The 18,520-nt window shown below is 38.7% G+C and carries 10 protein-coding genes and 1 pseudogene; all 11 read left to right on the forward strand.

Going from position 1 to position 18,520, the window contains the following annotated elements; all coding sequences use genetic code 11:
- The first annotated feature begins 43 nt into the window (after positions 1-43).
- The 11 genes and pseudogenes from ACVA6Q_RS01385 (at position 44) to ACVA6Q_RS01435 (ending at position 17,964) form a co-directional block, all read left to right on the forward strand.
- Positions 44-355: a TetR/AcrR family transcriptional regulator gene (locus ACVA6Q_RS01385; protein ID WP_446647154.1), complete on the forward strand. Its 312-nt coding sequence runs from the start codon at positions 44-46 to the stop codon at positions 353-355.
- A gap of 955 nt (positions 356-1,310) precedes the next feature.
- Positions 1,311-2,393: pseudogene (locus tag ACVA6Q_RS01390) on the forward strand (DUF2264 domain-containing protein); the annotation flags it as partial.
- Between the two features lie 767 nt (positions 2,394-3,160).
- On the forward strand, positions 3,161-5,419 hold the full coding sequence (locus ACVA6Q_RS01395; protein ID WP_446646223.1) for a GH36-type glycosyl hydrolase domain-containing protein: 2,259 nt from the start codon (positions 3,161-3,163) through the stop codon (positions 5,417-5,419).
- A 1,690-nt stretch (positions 5,420-7,109) separates the two neighbouring features.
- Positions 7,110-8,423 carry a carbohydrate porin gene (locus ACVA6Q_RS01400; RefSeq protein ID WP_446646224.1) on the forward strand — a complete coding sequence of 438 codons (1,314 nt, stop codon included), beginning with the start codon at positions 7,110-7,112 and terminating at the stop codon, positions 8,421-8,423.
- A 988-nt stretch (positions 8,424-9,411) separates the two neighbouring features.
- Entirely contained in the window at positions 9,412-10,590 is a 1,179-nt protein-coding gene (locus tag ACVA6Q_RS01405) for a glycoside hydrolase family 88 protein (RefSeq protein WP_446646225.1), read from the forward strand.
- A gap of 303 nt (positions 10,591-10,893) precedes the next feature.
- Positions 10,894-12,537 carry an ABC transporter substrate-binding protein gene (locus tag ACVA6Q_RS01410; protein WP_446646226.1) on the forward strand — a complete coding sequence of 548 codons (1,644 nt, stop codon included), beginning with the start codon at positions 10,894-10,896 and terminating at the stop codon, positions 12,535-12,537.
- A gap of 64 nt (positions 12,538-12,601) precedes the next feature.
- Positions 12,602-13,591, forward strand: coding sequence for an ABC transporter permease (locus ACVA6Q_RS01415; protein WP_446646227.1), 990 nt, complete (start codon positions 12,602-12,604; stop codon positions 13,589-13,591).
- A gap of 17 nt (positions 13,592-13,608) precedes the next feature.
- Positions 13,609-14,553, forward strand: coding sequence for an ABC transporter permease (locus ACVA6Q_RS01420; RefSeq protein WP_446646228.1), 945 nt, complete (start codon positions 13,609-13,611; stop codon positions 14,551-14,553).
- On the forward strand, positions 14,550-15,533 hold the full coding sequence (locus tag ACVA6Q_RS01425; RefSeq protein ID WP_446646229.1) for an ABC transporter ATP-binding protein: 984 nt from the start codon (positions 14,550-14,552) through the stop codon (positions 15,531-15,533). Before ACVA6Q_RS01420 ends, ACVA6Q_RS01425 begins: the two co-directional genes overlap by 4 nt.
- A 2-nt stretch (positions 15,534-15,535) precedes the next feature.
- Complete coding sequence (locus tag ACVA6Q_RS01430) at positions 15,536-16,552, forward strand: ABC transporter ATP-binding protein (RefSeq protein WP_446646230.1); 1,017 nt, start codon at positions 15,536-15,538, stop codon at positions 16,550-16,552.
- 296 nt (positions 16,553-16,848) lie between these two features.
- A complete protein-coding gene (locus tag ACVA6Q_RS01435; RefSeq protein ID WP_446646231.1) occupies positions 16,849-17,964 on the forward strand; it encodes a family 16 glycosylhydrolase in 1,116 nt (371 codons plus the stop codon).
- The last annotated feature ends 556 nt before the right edge of the window (positions 17,965-18,520 follow it).

The following is an 18,520-nucleotide window of genomic DNA, read 5'->3' on the forward strand; positions in this document are numbered from 1 at the left end:
TCTAGCCATAACAAGATGCCGCAGAAGCGAGTTTTCCGACTATATAGCTTACGTCCGAGAGTCCTTTATTCCGGTATCAAGTGACACACCGGCGGAGGCTTATCTGCAGCGCTTTTGCGAAGAAGTATTTGGCAGTATCTGGCTCTTTCGTTTCTTCCACGCTAGCATGCCCGAAATCATGATGCGCGATAAAGCGCTACATCAAGCCTACTTACAAGCGCATGATGTGTTGGTCGCCAGAGCTCACGAGTCGGTGCTTAATCTGCGCCGCGACGGGTTTATTGTCATCGACGACGAGCAAATCGATGAGCTAATTGAATTGATGCGCTCGTACGTTGGTTCTTCGACACTTTGATGTTGAACACGGACAGTAAAGCAATGATCGGATTTATGCGCTGTATTTTGCGTCATACAATTTTCTATGATCCGCATTGGGGATTGAAGTTCCTATTGCGCTACAGATTTTCCAGAAACAAATGCAACATCTAGTAGTGATAAACCTTGAATAATACCCGATACGTCATTCTTGTCGATTTTTTAATTTGGCTTACTGACGCTACTAAATTTGGGTAAATCAGCCGACTATCATAGTGTAGCGCTGTAGCCCCCTGCTTCTAAGACCAGAGACTTCGAAGATAACAGTCTATGGCTATTCAATCGAAGTCATTTTACCGGCACCAATTGTTGACATTGTAGCGTAGGTACAGACGTCAAATGCTCATGAGCATGACAATTCCATGTGAAATGTTTCTTTGGTTGTGAAATTTCTCAATAAATTGACGTGTATCACTGTATCTTTCTCGATCATCAGTGATAATGTTGTTGACTTCTTAGTTGTCCGGTTTTGATCGAGGACATGATGGTAAAAGAAAGACAAATGAGTATTCAGTAGGAATAGATGAAGTTAAAGGTATGAAAATTGGCACCACACGAAGTGCAAACTACATTTAGTGCTAAAAGTAATTGGTGAGCATATCCGTGATAACGATAGGGTGTGATTGATGGTGATAATATAAGGTTATATTGAGAGACTAAGTTTTGCTAAGTTACCAAATATGATAAGTATAATAACAACTTTAGTTTAGTGTTGGTTTAACAACGACACGCCAGTTTAACGTTATTAAGTATCTTATGAATATATAAAAAATTATATGGAATAGGAAACCTTTCTATTAACGAGTGTGTTTCTACACATTTAATTACTAATAGATAAAGATGAATGCATCATTACCTCGTATATTGTTGTAACAAAGGATAGGCTTGCTGTTATTGGCCTCAAAATTTTTTAAATTATTATTAAGCTAAACATTATGAAAAATCCATTTGAAAATAATAATCTTAAATCAAAACGAGATTTCCAAAATCTAGTTAATGATTTATTTACCCCTTTAGTGCCGTTCTATGACAAACAAGGAGCCCTTATTGATTTTGAAAATGGGGGAGCAAAGTTTGATATGAAAGCTAGCTCTCTAGAAGGTGCTGTAAGACCACTTTGGGGAGTTATACCTTTAGTTCTGGGTGGGGGTGATTTCAAGCATTGGGACTTGATAAGAAGAGCCATTATTGAAGGAACTGATCCCGAACATAAGAATTTTTGGGGAGAAATTCAAGACCATGACCAACGGGCAGTTGAAATGGCAGTAATTGGATTTTTACTTGTCGCATTACCTGAGCATGGGTATATCCCTTTAAATATAGAACAACGTGAAAACTTAGTCCATTGGTTGGCTAAGATCCAAGAAAGTAAGATACATGAGAATAACTGGTTATTCTTTACTATTTTAGTTCAGGAAGGGTTGAAAAATGTTGGCAGAGGGGATTTAGTCGACCAAGTGGTGCAAAATAAGCACTTTGATTTAATTGAAGGGTATTATTTGGGTGATGGTTGGTATGGCGATGGTGCAGTTAATACTATCGACCATTACGGTGGCTACGCTATTCATTATTATAGCATCCTCTATTCAATCTTTGTTAAGAATGCTAATCCCCGACTGACAAAACTATTTATTGAGAGGGCAAAGGAGTTTTTCGAACCTTTCAAATACTGGTTTTCTGAAAAAGGTGACGTTCTTCCTTTAGGGCGCTCTATGGTTTATCGCTTTGCAACATCTGGCTTTTGGGGAGCGTTGTCGCTTATTGAATCTGATACAGATAAGTTATCAGAAATTAAGGGTTTGTGGGGTAGGCAAATCAGATCCTGGAAAGATAAGTCTATATTTGATGATAGAGGTTTGTTGACTAGAGGATACAGTTATCCAAACTTAATGATGTGTGAGTATTATAACTCACCTACATCACCTTACTGGAGTATGAAGGCATTCCTACCATTATGCCTACCCGATGAATCGATATTTTGGGAGTTGGAAGAAAAAGAGCTTACAGTCAGTGAACAGGTGTATTCCATGCCTTCCTGTCAGAGTATTGCTCAACGATATAAAGGTGAATCAATTATTCATTTCTCTGGTCCTATAAATATTTTATTTCAGAAAGATAAATATAATAAATTTGCTTATACTACTTGGAGTGGTGTGGATGTCCATTCCTTGCTTTATGCCGATACTCTAAGTTTTGGAGATAATATATTAGCCTTTAGTTTTGATGAGGGTATCAATTGGCAAATGCGCCATAAGAATATTAATACAGTTACTAATCCAAGGTCCATCGTAACCGAATGGACATCAGGTTCGGTAATTGTTAAATCGGAGATTGAAGTATTAGATAATGGAGAGAGCGTTCGCACACATTCATTTGAATTATTAAATGATGCTTGGGTAGTAGAAAGTGGCTTTGCCATTGGTCATTGGTATTCTGAACCTGATACAAAGAAAGCAATGGAACCACAGATTGGGATTGAGGTTAATGTTGGTACGGAAAGTTCTGGAATAATTAGTCTTGATGATTATGAGAAAACACCATTAACTAGTACTCGTATTCATACAAATATTGTCCACCCCAGAGCATCAGTCCCCTTTTTGCTAACAAAGCTTAAAGCAGGGAAACATAAACTAAAAAGTAAGTTTTCTGTAGATTTATAATATTGATGCTTATGTGTAATTAAGTAATTTAAAAAGTAAGTAATATTTAGGTTAAAAGTAGCAAGGGAAGCTCTAAATTTGAGTTGTTTTGCTACTATAAATATCTCAATTACGAGGAAGAATAAATGAAGTATGGACAATTTGTAAATCAAGGCGAAACTTTCCGCATTGAAACGCCGGATACACCAACACGCTGGATGAACCCTTTGTTTAATGACGAATATCTTTTAGAGGTAGATCAGAGGCTTCAAGCTAATAGCTACTATGTAGAAGGTTATACGCGCCATGCTTTATCAAGAGAGTATCGAAATTTTTATTTATTAGACAAAGTAAACGGAGAGTTGATTGATGTAAACCAGCAATCATCTTTATCTGATTTTGATGACTATCAATGTGATCATTCGACGACTAGTTCTAACTTAATAGTCAAAAAGAATGGTGTTAGTATTAGTTTGCGTGTGTTTGTACCTAAAAGTGGTAAGAAGGAATATTGGACGATCACGCTTAGTAATAATACAAATGAATTCAAGGATTTAAGTTTTTTTTCTGCTTTTGGATTATATGATCATGGAGTTATGGGAGGGGAGTGTGACTATCATCCCAACTCCAATGCAATTGTAAAGTATGCTTTTCCTTACCATACATTTTACCATGAGAAGGATTCGGCAGAGAATAAACCTAGCTATCTATATCTAACTAGTTCTGAAACCCCAAGCAGCGTTGATATGAGTCAGCGGAGATTTTTTGGTGGCGATAATTTGAATAGATTACCGCAATCAGTTAGAAATGGTAAATGTAATAATGTAAAAGGTGAAGCGGAAGATTTTGTAGCAGCGATGGAACATTCATTAAAGTTGTTACCTGGTGAAAGTCAGTCTATTCACCTGCAGTTTGGAATCGCGAAATCTAAAGCTGAAGTTGATCTAGAGAGCTCATTGTTGAATCATGAACTGGTTGAAAGAAAATATAACGACACTATTGACTTTTGGAAAGAAGAATATTCAAGATTTTCTGTAGAAACCCCTGATAATAATATCAATTATTTGGTCAATCACTGGCTTAAAAAGCAAGTTATTTTGCTTTGTCGCCAGAACCGCGGCACTACATATTGTCCTATTCGAAATCAGTTACAAGACGCGATGGGATACGCGATGATCAACCCTAGTGAAGCTGAAAAGTTTATGCTAGACGTGATAAAGGAACAGCGAGAAGATGGTTTTATTCAGCAATGGCATTTCACCGACGGCACCCCCCCAACTGGATTATGCCTTTTAAATCATACGGATGGACCACTTTGGCTTGTAATTTGTCTAGTACAACTTATTAAACAACAAGGAAGTAACGCACTATTTTATAATGAAGATTTCTTAATTAGCGAGCGTCTATTTAATGCTATCGAATTCATGTATCAGAACCGTGGAAGGCATGGTTTATGTCTGATTGGTGATGGTGACTGGAATGATCCTATAAATGGTGTGGGTCGTGAAGGGAAAGGAGAATCGACATGGTCTACTATGGCATTGATCTATTCCATCAACGAATATCTAAGCTTAATCGTTGACGCTGATGACATGAAAACCAGAATTGTTGCTTTAGAGAGTATGCGGAGCGAGCTTGAAAACTCAATCAATGAGCACTGTTGGGATGGGCAGTGGTACGTTGCAGGTTTTGATGATAATGCAATAGCTTATGGTAGCAAGAAAGATAATGATCGCTTATTTCTCAATGCTCAAACATGGGCCATTATTTCAAAAGTCGCATCACTTGAGAAGCAAAAAATTATTGAAAAATCTCTTGAACGATTAGACACACCGTTTGGTCCGTTGCTACTAGATCCTGCTTTTGACAGTTGGGATGATAGGTGGGGTCGTGTGAGCATTAAAAAATCAGGCACAACAGAAAATGGGTCAGTTTATTGCCATGCTTCTATGTTTAAAGCTTTTGCTGATTCAGTTAAAAATGATGGTGACGCGTTATATGATGTAATAGCCAAAACACTACCTACCAATCCAGAAAATCCGATAGAGCAATGTTTGCAGGTTCCTTTGTATATATCCAATTATTATTATGGGTTAAAAGATTCTCCAAACTTTGGTCGCTCGAGCATGCACTATGGAACAGGGACTTCTGCATGGATGTTGTTGGTTGTGATCGAAGGTTTATTTGGTGTAAAAGCTAGTGGTAATGGTTTGTGCGTCAATCCTTGTTTTCCAAAGCACTGGGCTAGTGCGTCATGTATACGTAAGTTTCGCAATTCTACTTATGAGTTTACATTTAAACGTGGTGAGCAAAGCTCGATACATGTTAACGGTGAACTTATCAATGGAATTAGACTTCCGTATGAGGAGGCTAGTCACTATCAAGTAGAGGTTGTCTTTACATGATAAGACCCGAATCCGAGAGGGAATAGACGGAAACGGCATTGTTGACAAAGTTAACCTAAAGGCAACGATGCCGTGTGTGACTCGCCGTTAGTTTCTAGAAGGCATACTTAGTGCTATGACTTTTTCATAGCACCAATATTTAACATGATTTCAACGAATTGAGTGTTGTAACATTTCACGCTCAATTTCATCTGGTTAACCCTTTATATCGAGACATTACACCCTAACACATTGAACGATTGTGGTAACCAGATTCAGGCCACCGCTCCTCTGATTTTCGGTATGTAGGGCTTGCACTAGTCTGTTTACAGATTTGACATCCTCTCAGAGAGCCGATTTTTTCGATATGGTATTAACGGAGTACAACCTCTATTTTCAAGTCGTATGCTCTATGAGAAGTTACGGTTTGAATTTGTGGTATGTGTTCACTGAAGTCTATTAACAAGAGAATGTGACCTTACGCACGTGATAAACTATGTAGTCGTATCAACTCGTTAATGAAACATACAAAAAGGGTGGGCTCTTGGCAATTACAGAGTTTAGTAGCATCATCAAACAATCGATTAGAAGAAACTTTACCAGAAGCGTCTTTGAGCTATGAACCACACTAAGCTCTTTAAACATAGCAAGTCACGGTATCTTAGCGATGATTTAAAAAATAGCAGCCCTGAATTGTTTCGCCACACGAAGTGACACAGATTTGGGTTGCGCGGGATATTTCACAAAAATTATTTATTTCACAATATTGGATCTTGCTCACGGTAGTGGGATAGGTGATAGTGCATAATCAACTCAAGATATAAAGTTATGAGTATACCAATGATTGAAATCTATCTTGACTATATAGGGTGTCATGATTTGCATTAGTATAATGGATTTAGTAACTAGGGTGCCTGATGGCCGAGATTTTAGATCAAGTTACATCTGAATAGTTACGACAACAATCTAAGTTTTTGAGTCTTATGTTCTTTCATATTTGACTTAATCCCTATTTAATTGAAAAGTTTGGATCTTATATTTTCATGACGATTGAGGGTTTTACTCTTTGGTCAATGAAAACTAATGGTTTAGTCGTGTGTAAATGTCTGTGGGGACGTTTGGATTGATGAATTCAATATTCAATATTAAATCTGTCCCATACTATCTATTATGTGAGATAACGAATAGTAAGTGACATCGGAAAATCCTAAACGTTGGTATGTTTGAATCTTATGCCATAGTCGTTGCGAATTTTACCAGACAGTGAGATCGAAACCAAAGGTTTTTATAACGATAAAATGCGTTTTATAAATAGCATTCAAACAAAGTAAAGTATTTCAGATGTTTTGGTTAAGTTAACAATACAATCACTGAACCACAAGGCTAACTTTAATTTGGCTAACTAAGTCTTACTGAGAAGGAAACTTTGTTGGTTGCTACATTATTTTTTAAGTAGTGTAGGTATCAGTGAAAACGTCATAGAGAATTATGTTTGACTTCTGAGCGGAGGTGTTCTGTTCAACTGGGCATTATGGCGTAACAGTAATCGTTCCCAACACATAGCTATCTAAATTACTGGGTTTGTCTAAACCAATTTTTCGTATGAGGTCATTTTAATCATATATTACTTGTTTTCGATGTTATTGCCTGGTCTTTAGGTTTTTTAAGTATGTTTTATGTAGATAATTGGATTAATTGAAAGGGTTTCATTGTGAGTTTTATAAAATCTTCATCTATCTGCTCCTTAGCAGTGTTAAGCATTATTAGTACAAACGTTTCCGCAAGTACGAAAAGTGAGGGCTTTGAATTTCATGGTTATTTTAGAGTCGGTGCATTTTATGATGTACAAGAAGACTTTACGCGCTCTACATTTCCAGGAACCAAGGAAAAGCTGGGTACTTTGGGTATAGAGACAGATAATGATTATAAATTGGCCTTACAAAAAAACTTTCAAAATAATGGAAATGAAATAAGGATTAAGACACGTTTTGGGTCTGACAACTATGCATCTAAAAGTCATCAATTAGGTACAAATGCAGATGCTTCCAATGGTGGAATTGGTTTGATTGAGACATATGTTGAGCTTGATGGAATATCAGATACAGGGACTGTTTGGGGAGGGAAGCGTTATTATGGTAAACATAATCTAGTTCCTATTACGGACTTTTTCTACACTGACATGAGCGGTCTTGGCGCAGGTATTGAAGGTATAGAATTAGGTAGGAATACATGGGACTTTGCTTATATTGCGAGCGACAACGCACAAGGTAATCATTTTGGTGACGGTTCCAACCTAAATAACCCGATGCATATGGGTCACATTGGAGCTGTTTTTGGCTCTTTAGAATTTCACGCAAACGCGAAGTTTTTACCGAATAACTGGGTTGATGTTGATGGAGAAGATGGTGAAGGTACAATTAAAGCGTACGCTAATTCTGGATTTGATGTTACAGCTATCTACAGGATAAATTCGGTTTTTGGGTTAACTGAAAAAGGAAAAACACAATACGTCATTCAAACTGGTAAAGGTTTAGGTTCTGGACAATTATTAGGTGGTACGATCACGACTTATAATGCTTGGAAACCGGGTTTTGGGGCTATAGCAGGCCCAGATAAAATGAAGATGGTTGACTCTGGAGATACTTCTACACGCGGAATCGTCGCAGGATCATATAGTTTTGATAATGGGATTGGAATCCAGCATTCATTCCAAGCTCAATATAATAATCTAGAAAAGCGAGGTGAGGATTTATGGGCATCGGCAACGATTCGTCCATCATTCCCAGTTGTGAATAATTTTAAAGTTCTCACAGAACTTGGTTACCAATATGGATATAGAAAGCAAGAATCAGGATCCACTAGTGATAGTCATACTTGGAAATTTGCGGTAGCGCCTACTATCACAGTACATAGTGGTGTTGGATCAATTGCGCCTGAGATACGTTTTTTGGCAACCTATCTTGATGGTACAAACAGAGATGAGCCTGAGTACTTAGTAGGCATACAAACTGTAGTATGGTGGTAATTTCATAAACTAAACGATTACGGTATGTATTTCTAAATAATGCATACCGTAGTTTGAACTTAACTACTAACCCTAGAGTTGTTGATTCCGATCGAGGCTTTGTAACTGAGCTTAATCATACAGCGGGTGATAGTTAAATTGTTGTGGTTTTTAACGATATAGTGAGTTTTCGGATAGCTTTCCCTGATTATTTATTGACTGCTTTGATCATTGACTTGGCCTCTTCAATTTGTGCATATAACCATGTAGTGTTTGTTGCGAGCCCAATAGCTTTACGCGATGGATAGCAATCTTGGACAAGTAACACCTATTATAATCAGACTTCTGTTTCTACTTTTTGCTCGATCCATATAGCGTTTGGCAGTCAATCGCTAGGTTACATGGCTGATCACATCCTAAAAAACTGCTCCCTCAAGAAGAGGAGGAATTAGAGTTATCAATTGCTATACCCCAATTATCTAGTCGCATTCTATAGCATTGTTGGCTTTATTTCCCGAGATCTGTTTGATTGAACGTCGTGTTTGTTTAAATTGCTTTCACACCTGTGACTCCTGAAAGTGTCAAACAGCTCATCAATTCTATGGGAATGAGCATCAACTGCTGGGTGAAGTTTAAGCCGAACTCAACGCTTATCATCTGTTCCATGCGTTTTCACTTACCCTCACCGTGTAATGTGAATCCAGTGGCATGCGGCTTTACCAAGAAAGCCATTGAGACCGCTAGATAAGTAAATAGCTGTGGTCTACCGTGTTCATTTTGTTTAGTTTTCTTCTAGTCTGTTATTGCTTCTTCTTCGATCCAAAACCTGAGTGAACCTTAGCTGATCTGTGGGTATTGAACTTGGGTCAGCTAATGGCATCGTAGTGATTCTTGTGAAATATTTCTTTATACGTGAAATTTCAGAATGGTGACACGTGTCACTGTATATGAGGTGATTATCAGCAATAATATCACAAGTTCTTAAGTTTCAGCTCTCATCGAGGATAACATGGCCCGAAAGCAAGAATTGATTAATATTCAACAAGATATTTTGAACTCAATTGAGCGAAATATTTCACGAATTGGTAGTCGCAACCCAATGATTGGTAATGGTGCTCCAGATTACGATTGGCATTACCCCGGCGAGTACTATTGGACAGATTCATTTTGGACTGGACAGCTTTGGCTCGCTTATAGTCTAACGGGCGAAAGTAAGTTTAAGAACAGTGCACGAATGCGCTCTGCTCACATGGATAAAATATTAGCGACCCCTCTATGGATTGACCATGATATGGGGTTCTTATACAGCTTAACTGCAGTAGCAGATTATAAATTGACAGGCTCTCAGTCAGCGAAACAGCAGGCATTGCGTGCTGCTGATGCATTGCGTAATAGATTTAATTGGAATGGCCGTTACTTACCTGCATGGAATGCTAGGCCAAATAATCCTAACCAAGCTGAAGTTGTGCAAGGAAAAATTATTGTTGATTGTATGCAAAACTTAGGTTTGTTGCTTTGGGCATATAGTGAAACTTGCATCGAATCATATAAAGAAGCAGCCCTGCAGCAGGCTGATACTACATTAAAATATATCGTTAGAGATGACTTTAGCACTTATCATTCTTTTGATTTTGATCCACACACTAATCAACCTAGAGGCGGGAAGACCGTTCAAGGATATGCAGATGAATCATGTTGGAGCCGTGGTCAAGCATGGGCTATCCATGGTTTCGCTCATTTAGCTGAAGTTACAGGTGAACTCAAGTACGCTGAAATCAGTGCAAAATTAATGGACTACGTTATTGAGCATATTACAGAAGATATGATACCGGTGTGGGATTATCTACTACCTAAAGAAGAACCTCAGTTCAAAGATACATCAGCTGGCTCTGTAACCTCTGCCGGGCTATATATTTTGGCGGACGTATTTAAGAAAGCAGGTGAATTAGGAAAGTCTAATAAATATAAAGAGTATGCGGAGATGATGTTGTTTGCCCTTCGTAGGCAGCACGATTTAACTTCTATCGAGCATGCTGAAGGGCTGCTATCTGGTGGTGCTTCGTTTGTAAATCAAATGAAAGGTACTTCCACAAGGTTCTATGCTGATGGTATGTTGCCTTATGGTGATTACTATTATTTTGAAGCTGTTATGCGGTCACTTGGCCACAAGGATTTTTTCTGGAATTAATATTGTATCACCATGTTTTATAATATCTTATATTATTTGTTAATTTCGATTTCGAACTTGTATTATTAGGGTTAGATCCAGTCTTGAAGTTTAATTTAATATTGCAATTAGTCTGAACTAAATATTATTTAATGAGCTTTGTTTAGGACGTAAAGCAACCTTGCTAATGTCTGGTTTTTAGAAGGGTTGTTATTCAAATGTGAGCATGTGAATATTACTTAATAGCCATATCGTCCTCTGGCCAATATTATTACCTAGCAGGTATTGAGTTCAACACAAAACTTAATTTATAAAAGGTCCCAAATGAAAAAAACATTGATGGCTTTAGCTTTTAGTGCGTTTGCACTGCAAACAGTAGCATCTGAGTCAGACGTCCCAAATCTCAGAATAATTGATGAACAAGCGACGTCTTGGACTAATAATTTCAACCCTTGGTTGGGTGGCTTGGCTTCTTCCGCGTATGCATATGAGCCGTTATTTATTTTTAACGAGCTTGATGCAACAAAAGAGTATCCTTGGCTTTCAACCAAATACAAAATAAGTGAGGATCTTAAAACTCTGACTATAGACATTCGTAGTGGGGTCAAGTGGTCAGATGGAAAATCTTTTACTGCTGAAGATGTGGTCTTTACGTTTAATTATATTAAAGAAAACCCTTCTATCGATATAACCGGCGTTGGTGCATTAGTAGATAAAGTGGAGTTGGTTGAAAGTGAATCTGTAAAATTTCACTTAAAAGAAAAGAATGCTTTTTCATACCTTAACATTCTAAAGACTAAAATTATTCCGAAACATATTTGGTCTTTGGTCGATAAACCAGAACAAGAAATTGTCAAACAGCCAATAGGTACAGGACCGTTTACCGAAATTTCACGCTTTACCCCTCAGGTGTATGTGCAGTGTCGAAATGAGCACTACTGGAACGAAGAACTAGCGTTAAACTGTATTGAGTTTCCACAAGTATCCTCTAATGATGCAGCGTTAGAAATGATGTCTAAAGGCCAAACTGATTGGCATAATATATTTGTTCCTGACATCGACCGTTTGTATGTAAAAGCGGCCGAAGGTAATCACTATTGGTTCCCTTCGGGTGATGGTGTACGGATCACTCTGAATTTTCAGACAAAAAATGACGGCGCGCGAAAAGCGTTTAATAATCTGAATTTTAGAAAAGCATTTAGCTTGGCTATGGACCGTGAGGCTATGAGGGAATTAGGTGCTTATGGTTACGTTGAATTAGGAAATTCTGCAACGAACCTTCCAAGTGCTTTAGGCGCATGGCGCGACACCAAAGCCGATAAAGCGTGGTCTAAGTATGACCAGTATAACCTTGAAAAGGCGAAAGCTTTGTTAGTTGAAGGTGGCTTTATGGATTCCAATGGTGATGGCTATGTAGAAAACCCTGACGGCTCCAGTTTTGAATTCATGATTCAAGTACCTAGTGGTTGGTCCCCGATGGTTAATAACGCGACAATTGCTGTAGAGGGTTTGAGAGCGATTGGTATCAAGGCGAATATCATTACCCCAGAAGTATCAGCATATGCTAAAAACTGGACCGGCGGTAATTTTGACGCCACCTTTGGTGCAGGCAGCATGGCAACTTCTCCATGGAAGTTTTATGACTACACTATGCACTCCCGCAATGCTAAAGGTCCTCAGTGGTGGTCAACCAGTATGACCAATTATGTAAACCAAGAGCTTGACAACACAATCGAAGAGCTAGGTGTTACTTTAGATAAAACTAAGCAAAAAGCTCTTGTTGGTAAAATTGAACAACACTTTTCAGAAAATGTTGTTCAAATACCGCTCTATTATAATGCTGTTTGGTATTCCTATAATAATAGCCGATTTACCGGGTTCTTTAATGAAGACAACCCAGTGGCACACCCTGGACCATATAGTCAAAACCGATTACTTCACGTGTTGCACATCAAACCTAGAACTTAATACATTTTTAAACTAAGCAGAGTAGAGGGGGGAAGATATGCCCCCTCGAAACTCCGAGGCTTCTATGAAATATATTGTTAGCCGATTTGGCTTCTATTTGTTGGCTTTTCTAGCCGCCGTAACAATTAACTTCTTTTTACCACGCATGATGCCGGGTGACCCAATCCAATCATTTCTGGCAAGGCTTGCACAAAGCGGAGGACAAATAAGTCCAGAGACGATTGCATCTTTAGAGGTGCTTTACGGCTACTCCACCAATACACCATTGTTTGAGCAATTTTTGAGTTATGTTCAATCGATAATGCAAGGCGAGTGGGGGACATCAACTCGATTTTTCCAACCGGTATTTGATGTTCTGGCGCGAGGAATGCTGTGGACACTACTTTTGGTAGGTTGCTACTTAGTACTGTCCTATACGATTACGACTTTACTGGGTATTTATGTTGCTTGGAAGCGTGGCTCTTGGGCTGACTCGGTGATTACTGTCGGTTCAGTTGTAATATCGTCTACCCCTTCGGTGGTTATGGCAGTAGTCATGTATTTTGTATTCGCGTCAGGCTTAGAATGGTTCCCAACTGCTTATGCGTATGATCCTCAACTTGATCCTGGTTTGACGTGGCCATTTATCAGTAGTGTGCTGTATCACCTATCGTTACCTCTGATTTGTATGGTGGCACTTGGAATGGGTAACGTGATGGGAATGCGTTCAAACATGATAAACCAACTTGGTGAAGACTTTATCGTAATGGGGTGGGCCAAAGGCGTTAAAGACCAAAAGGTAATGTTGCAATACGGTGCTCGTAATGCGGTGTTACCTATGATTACGAGTTTTGCTATGTCAGTTGGCGGAATTTTTGGTGGTTCTTTGATCATTGAGATTATCTTTAACTATCCAGGTCTTGGTCAAGTCATGTTCCAAGCAATCTTGGCTCGTGATTATCCGCTTGTTCAGGGTTACTTACTTATTATGACCGCCATGGTGTTGGGCGCGAATTTCGTTGCTGATTGCTTGTTGTTCGTGCTAGATCCTCGTCTTCGTACAGAATTAGATTAATAACGTCGGAAAAAAAAATGAATAGTCTAAAAAATCTTAAACAATTTTTCTTCGATAACCCGAAAGCCTTTGTTGGTATTTCACTGGTAGTAATAGTTTGCCTATTATGTGCTTTTGCTCCGTTTCTTACGGAATATGCGTCTACAGCTCGAGTTGGGCGTCCACATCAGGCTCCTAACATGGAAAATATCTTGGGAACTACGCGAATGGGGCGTGATGTTTGGTCTCAAGTACTGTATGGAGGTCGTGTATCGCTGATGGTAGGTTTTGTTGCTGGTACTTTTGTTATTGTAATGGCAATGATAGTTGGCATCTCTTCTGGTTATTTTGGCGGGGTCGTTGATAATGTATTATCACTGTTAACCAACCTAGTTATGGTTATTCCAAGCTTACCTTTAATGTTAGTTTTGGCTGCATTCTTGAATCAGGTATCTCCGCTAGTTATTGCTGTTATCATAGGAGCCACTTCATGGCCATGGGGAGCTCGAGTATTACGTTCCCAGACCTTAGCATTGCGTAACAGAGAATTTGTACATGCGGCGGAAGTTATGGGTGAAACCAAAAAAAGGATGCTCTTTTCTGAAATAATGCCCAATATGATGTCTATTTTGGCGTCAAGTTTTATTGGTACAGTTATTTACGCAATTATGACCCAGGCAACGCTTGAATATATTGGACTTGGAGATCCCCTGAGCGTTACTTGGGGCGGGATGTTGTATAACGCTAGTCAAACTTCTGCCATTCGAGTTGGCGCTTGGTGGGAAATCTTGGGACCAAGTGTTGGATTAGCTACCGTAGCCATCGGTTTGGCTCTAATAAATTTCTCTATTGATGAAATTTCAAACCCGAAATTAAAAGCACAGCGTATTATGAAACGATTCCGTCGAGAAGAGAGGAAGGCAGAGAAATTAGCAAAAAAAAGCTTTAATAAAACACCTCAAGCAGCAGGGCAAGTACAATGACAAAATTAGTTGAAGTAAAAAACCTGTGTGTAGATTACGTTACTTTTGATGGCCGAGTACGAGCGGTTAATGATGTAAGTTTTGACATCAACGAAGGTGAAATATTGGGTCTAGCTGGCGAATCCGGATGTGGTAAGTCTACAATAGCGTTTTCTCTTATGCGTTTACATCGTCCACCTGCACTGATATCTAAGGGGGAGATTTTATTCAATGGGCAAGATGTACTGAAAATGGATGAAGAGGAGCTACGAGACTTTCGATGGAAAGATAGCTCTATGGTGTTTCAAAGCGCTATGAACTGCCTTAATCCCGTAAAAACAATTGAATACCAATTCTGGGATATTTTTGATGCTCATGGCATGGTAGAAAGTCGGGAGGAATCAGTAGAGAAGGCAAAAGAGCTTTTGAGAATTGTTGATATTCCTACCGAACGCTTGTATGACTACCCTCATCAGTTCTCTGGTGGCATGCGTCAGCGTGTTGTTATTGCTATGGCTTTGGCATTGAGGCCAAAACTACTAATTATGGATGAGCCTACAACCGCGCTTGATGTAGTCGTACAAAGAGAAATTCTCCAAAAGGTTTATGAGTTAAAAGAACGGTTTGGGTTTTCCATTTTATTTATTACCCATGACTTAAGTTTGATGGTCGAGCTTTGTGACCGCATTGGTATTATGTACTCGGGACAACTCGTTGAGTTGGCGCCATCGAAGGAAATACTTAGTAATCCTAATCATCCATACGCATATGGTCTGGGGGATTCATTTCCTACTTTACATGGTGAACTTCAAGAAATGAAAGGAATTCCAGGTACACCATTAGACTTGAAAAATGTCCCATCTGGTTGCCGCTTCGCCCCGCGTTGTTTTAAAGCAACTACAACATGCACTTCGATAGAGCCTAAGTTAATCAAGTGTGGTGGAAATAGATGGGTCGCTTGCCATAGTCCTATATTAGAAAATACTCCTGAGGAAGCATAATTATGGGTGTAATAGATAACGAATTTGAAGTTAGGCACCCAGTGCTGCTCGAAGCCAAAAATCTTACGATTGATTTTCAAAAGAAGCGAAAATCAATTTTCGGCCCCAAAGAGTATCTACGCGCTGTTAATGGATTACATTTTCAACTAAGAAAAGGTCGTTGCTTGGCGGTAGTTGGTGAGTCTGGTTGCGGAAAAAGTACCAGTGCTAAAATTGCAACTAAGATTCATAAAGCTACAGAGGGTGCGATTTTCTATAATGGAAGAAATATTGATGATATAGAGGGTGGCGAGGAACTAGCACAGTATCGCCGAGATGTACAAATGGTGTTTCAAGACCCATTTAGCTCTTTGAACCCATTGCATACGATTCGATACCACTTATTACGTCCGTTAAAAATATATCATGATTTAGTTCCTGGAAAACAGGCTGAAGAGAAAATGGTAGAAATTTTAACCGAAGTAGGCCTTACCCCAGCTAAAGAGGTTTTGGATAAGTTTCCTCACCAGCTTTCTGGAGGGCAAAGGCAACGCGTTTTTCTGGCTAAAACTTTGGCTATTGGTGCAGATGTAATATTAGCTGATGAACCAACGTCCATGCTTGATGTTTCTATTCGAATTGGTGTACTAAACCTTATGAATAAGATGAAAACAGAGATGGGTAAAGCGTTTATGTACATCACTCATGATATCGCTACTGCAAGGTATTTTGCAGAAGATACTGTAGTTCTTTATTGTGGGCATATGGTAGAGTGGGGAGCGACTGAAGAGATTACTCAAAACCCACAACACCCTTATACCAAATTATTATTGGCTGCCGTACCTGATCCTAGTCGTAGTATCCATGAAAAATTGCCAACGCATCGTTCGATGGAAACACCTATGTGGTCACCAGATAAAAAAGGCTGCCCATACGCAGCTCGGTGTCCTCATACTAAACAAGCATGCAGGGAGTATTTACCAGAACCTGTAGAAGTTGCACCAAGCCACTTTACAAGATGTCATTTATTCAATAATTAATGAGTTATTGGGTCGGATTATACTAATTCTCCGGCCCGAAATGTATCATGTAACTGTTCGATTGATGTATGAAGTTAGTCGGTAACTTGAATTGCTATTTAATAGCTGTCTTTTTATTTGTCTATTTTAGTGTGAGTTTTTACGTACTAAAGTTGTTAATCACTACTTCGTTCATTTCAACTTTATAAATTTAATATTTTTTAATTTTCACCATGTGGTGACTTTTACCTTGCATGCAATATTTTTATATTAACTGAGATATTATTGTTTGCTATTTTTATTAAGAGGATGAGACTTTGATCAAAACTGTATCGTTAACGATTGTAATGAGTATGATGTTAACTAGTCTTAGTGTTAATGCTAAGGAAGCAAATTTAACAGACCAATCTGTATTTGATGAGGTGAAGGGTAATTTGATTTGGAGTGATGAGTTTAACTACGAAGGTAAACCAGACCCAAATAAATGGAGTTATGACTTAGGGCCTTGGCCTCACAATAGAGAAGTCCAGACATACACTGATTCAATAAAAAATGCGGAAGTAGCTAATGGTAAGCTTCACATAAGAGCTATGCCAGATGATACTGTCCCTTCCCATCCATATACTTCAGCTAGACTAAAATCTAGATATAAAGGTGATTTCCTGTACGGCCGAATAGAGGTTAAAGCAAGTCTACCTAACAATTTAGGTCCATGGTCAGCTATTTGGATGAAAGGTACTGAGGAAGTTTACGGTGGTTGGCCAAAGAGTGGCGAAATAGATATCATGGAGTATGCATATAATAAGTACCCTAAATCTATTAAGGGCACCATTCATACTGAAGCTTACAATCATATGACAGGGACACAAAAGGGTGAGACATATGATGTAGATGACGTAACTAAATTCCATGAATATGCTCTTGAGTGGACTCCAAGAAGCTTGAAGTTCTTTGTCGATGATGAGCTATATCAAACGATCAATTATACAAAGGCAGAGCAACAGAATAATTGGGAAGCATGGCCGTTTGACCAGAAAATGTATGTTTTATTAAACGTAGCAGTTGGCGGATGGTGGGGAGGTGAAGACATCCAAATAGAAGATTATTCTCAGATGGTTGTAGACTATGTTCGTATTTGGGATATGCACATAGATAAGATGGATGATGATATCGCCCCAGACGCACCACAAGAGCTTGAATATAATAAGCTAGAACAAGAACATCATGTGATTTCTTGGAGACCTAGTGTTGATAACTTTGCGATTGAGAAATATGAAGTATACTTAGATGGAAAAATGGTCAGTGATTCCAATAGAGTATCTACAGTGTTGAATTGTTTGAAAGCAGATACAAAATATAATGTCGAAATTTATGCTTTCGATTTTGCAGGTAATAAGAGTGAAGCTGCTACACTTACATTCCAAGCGAAGTAATAATTAGTATTTAACTAGAAGGTATTCCTTAGGGGATACCTTTTTTAATGTGCGATTTATAGACTTTCTGTATCATGAACCTTCGAGGTTTTGTCTAATTTTAGTTGACCACCACAAGGGCAATTAGCGCGATTATGACGGAGTCTAATCTGTGATCTGAAATATTTAAGTAGTGGCAGGTTTCGTCTATCTATATACGCTTTGCACATAGTTTTACTCACTGCTTTGGAATGCGCACCTATGTCGTTAATTGGTTGTCGATGTCATGGCTCCTTTGCTGAATCAAAATACACTATGGCCATAGATGGTGGCAATTTCTTCAGGTAGAACTAGCTGACCATAAGTCAGTTCATTCGGTGTTATTTATGTGGTGGAACGTGCATTTTAGTTTGTATAAATACAAACTTGGATTACTTTATTTGCTAAGTCTATATCAACGATAGTGTCTTCGTGTCTGACTTCAGTTCTATGTTGCAAATTAAGAATTATCTAGCCTACGGTCAGCGAAAAGGGGAGTCCAATCCTCTATTGGTGTAGGTAAGAGGGAAAGATTGTT

It is taken from the genome of Vibrio sp. DNB22_10_4 (assembly GCF_052879755.1).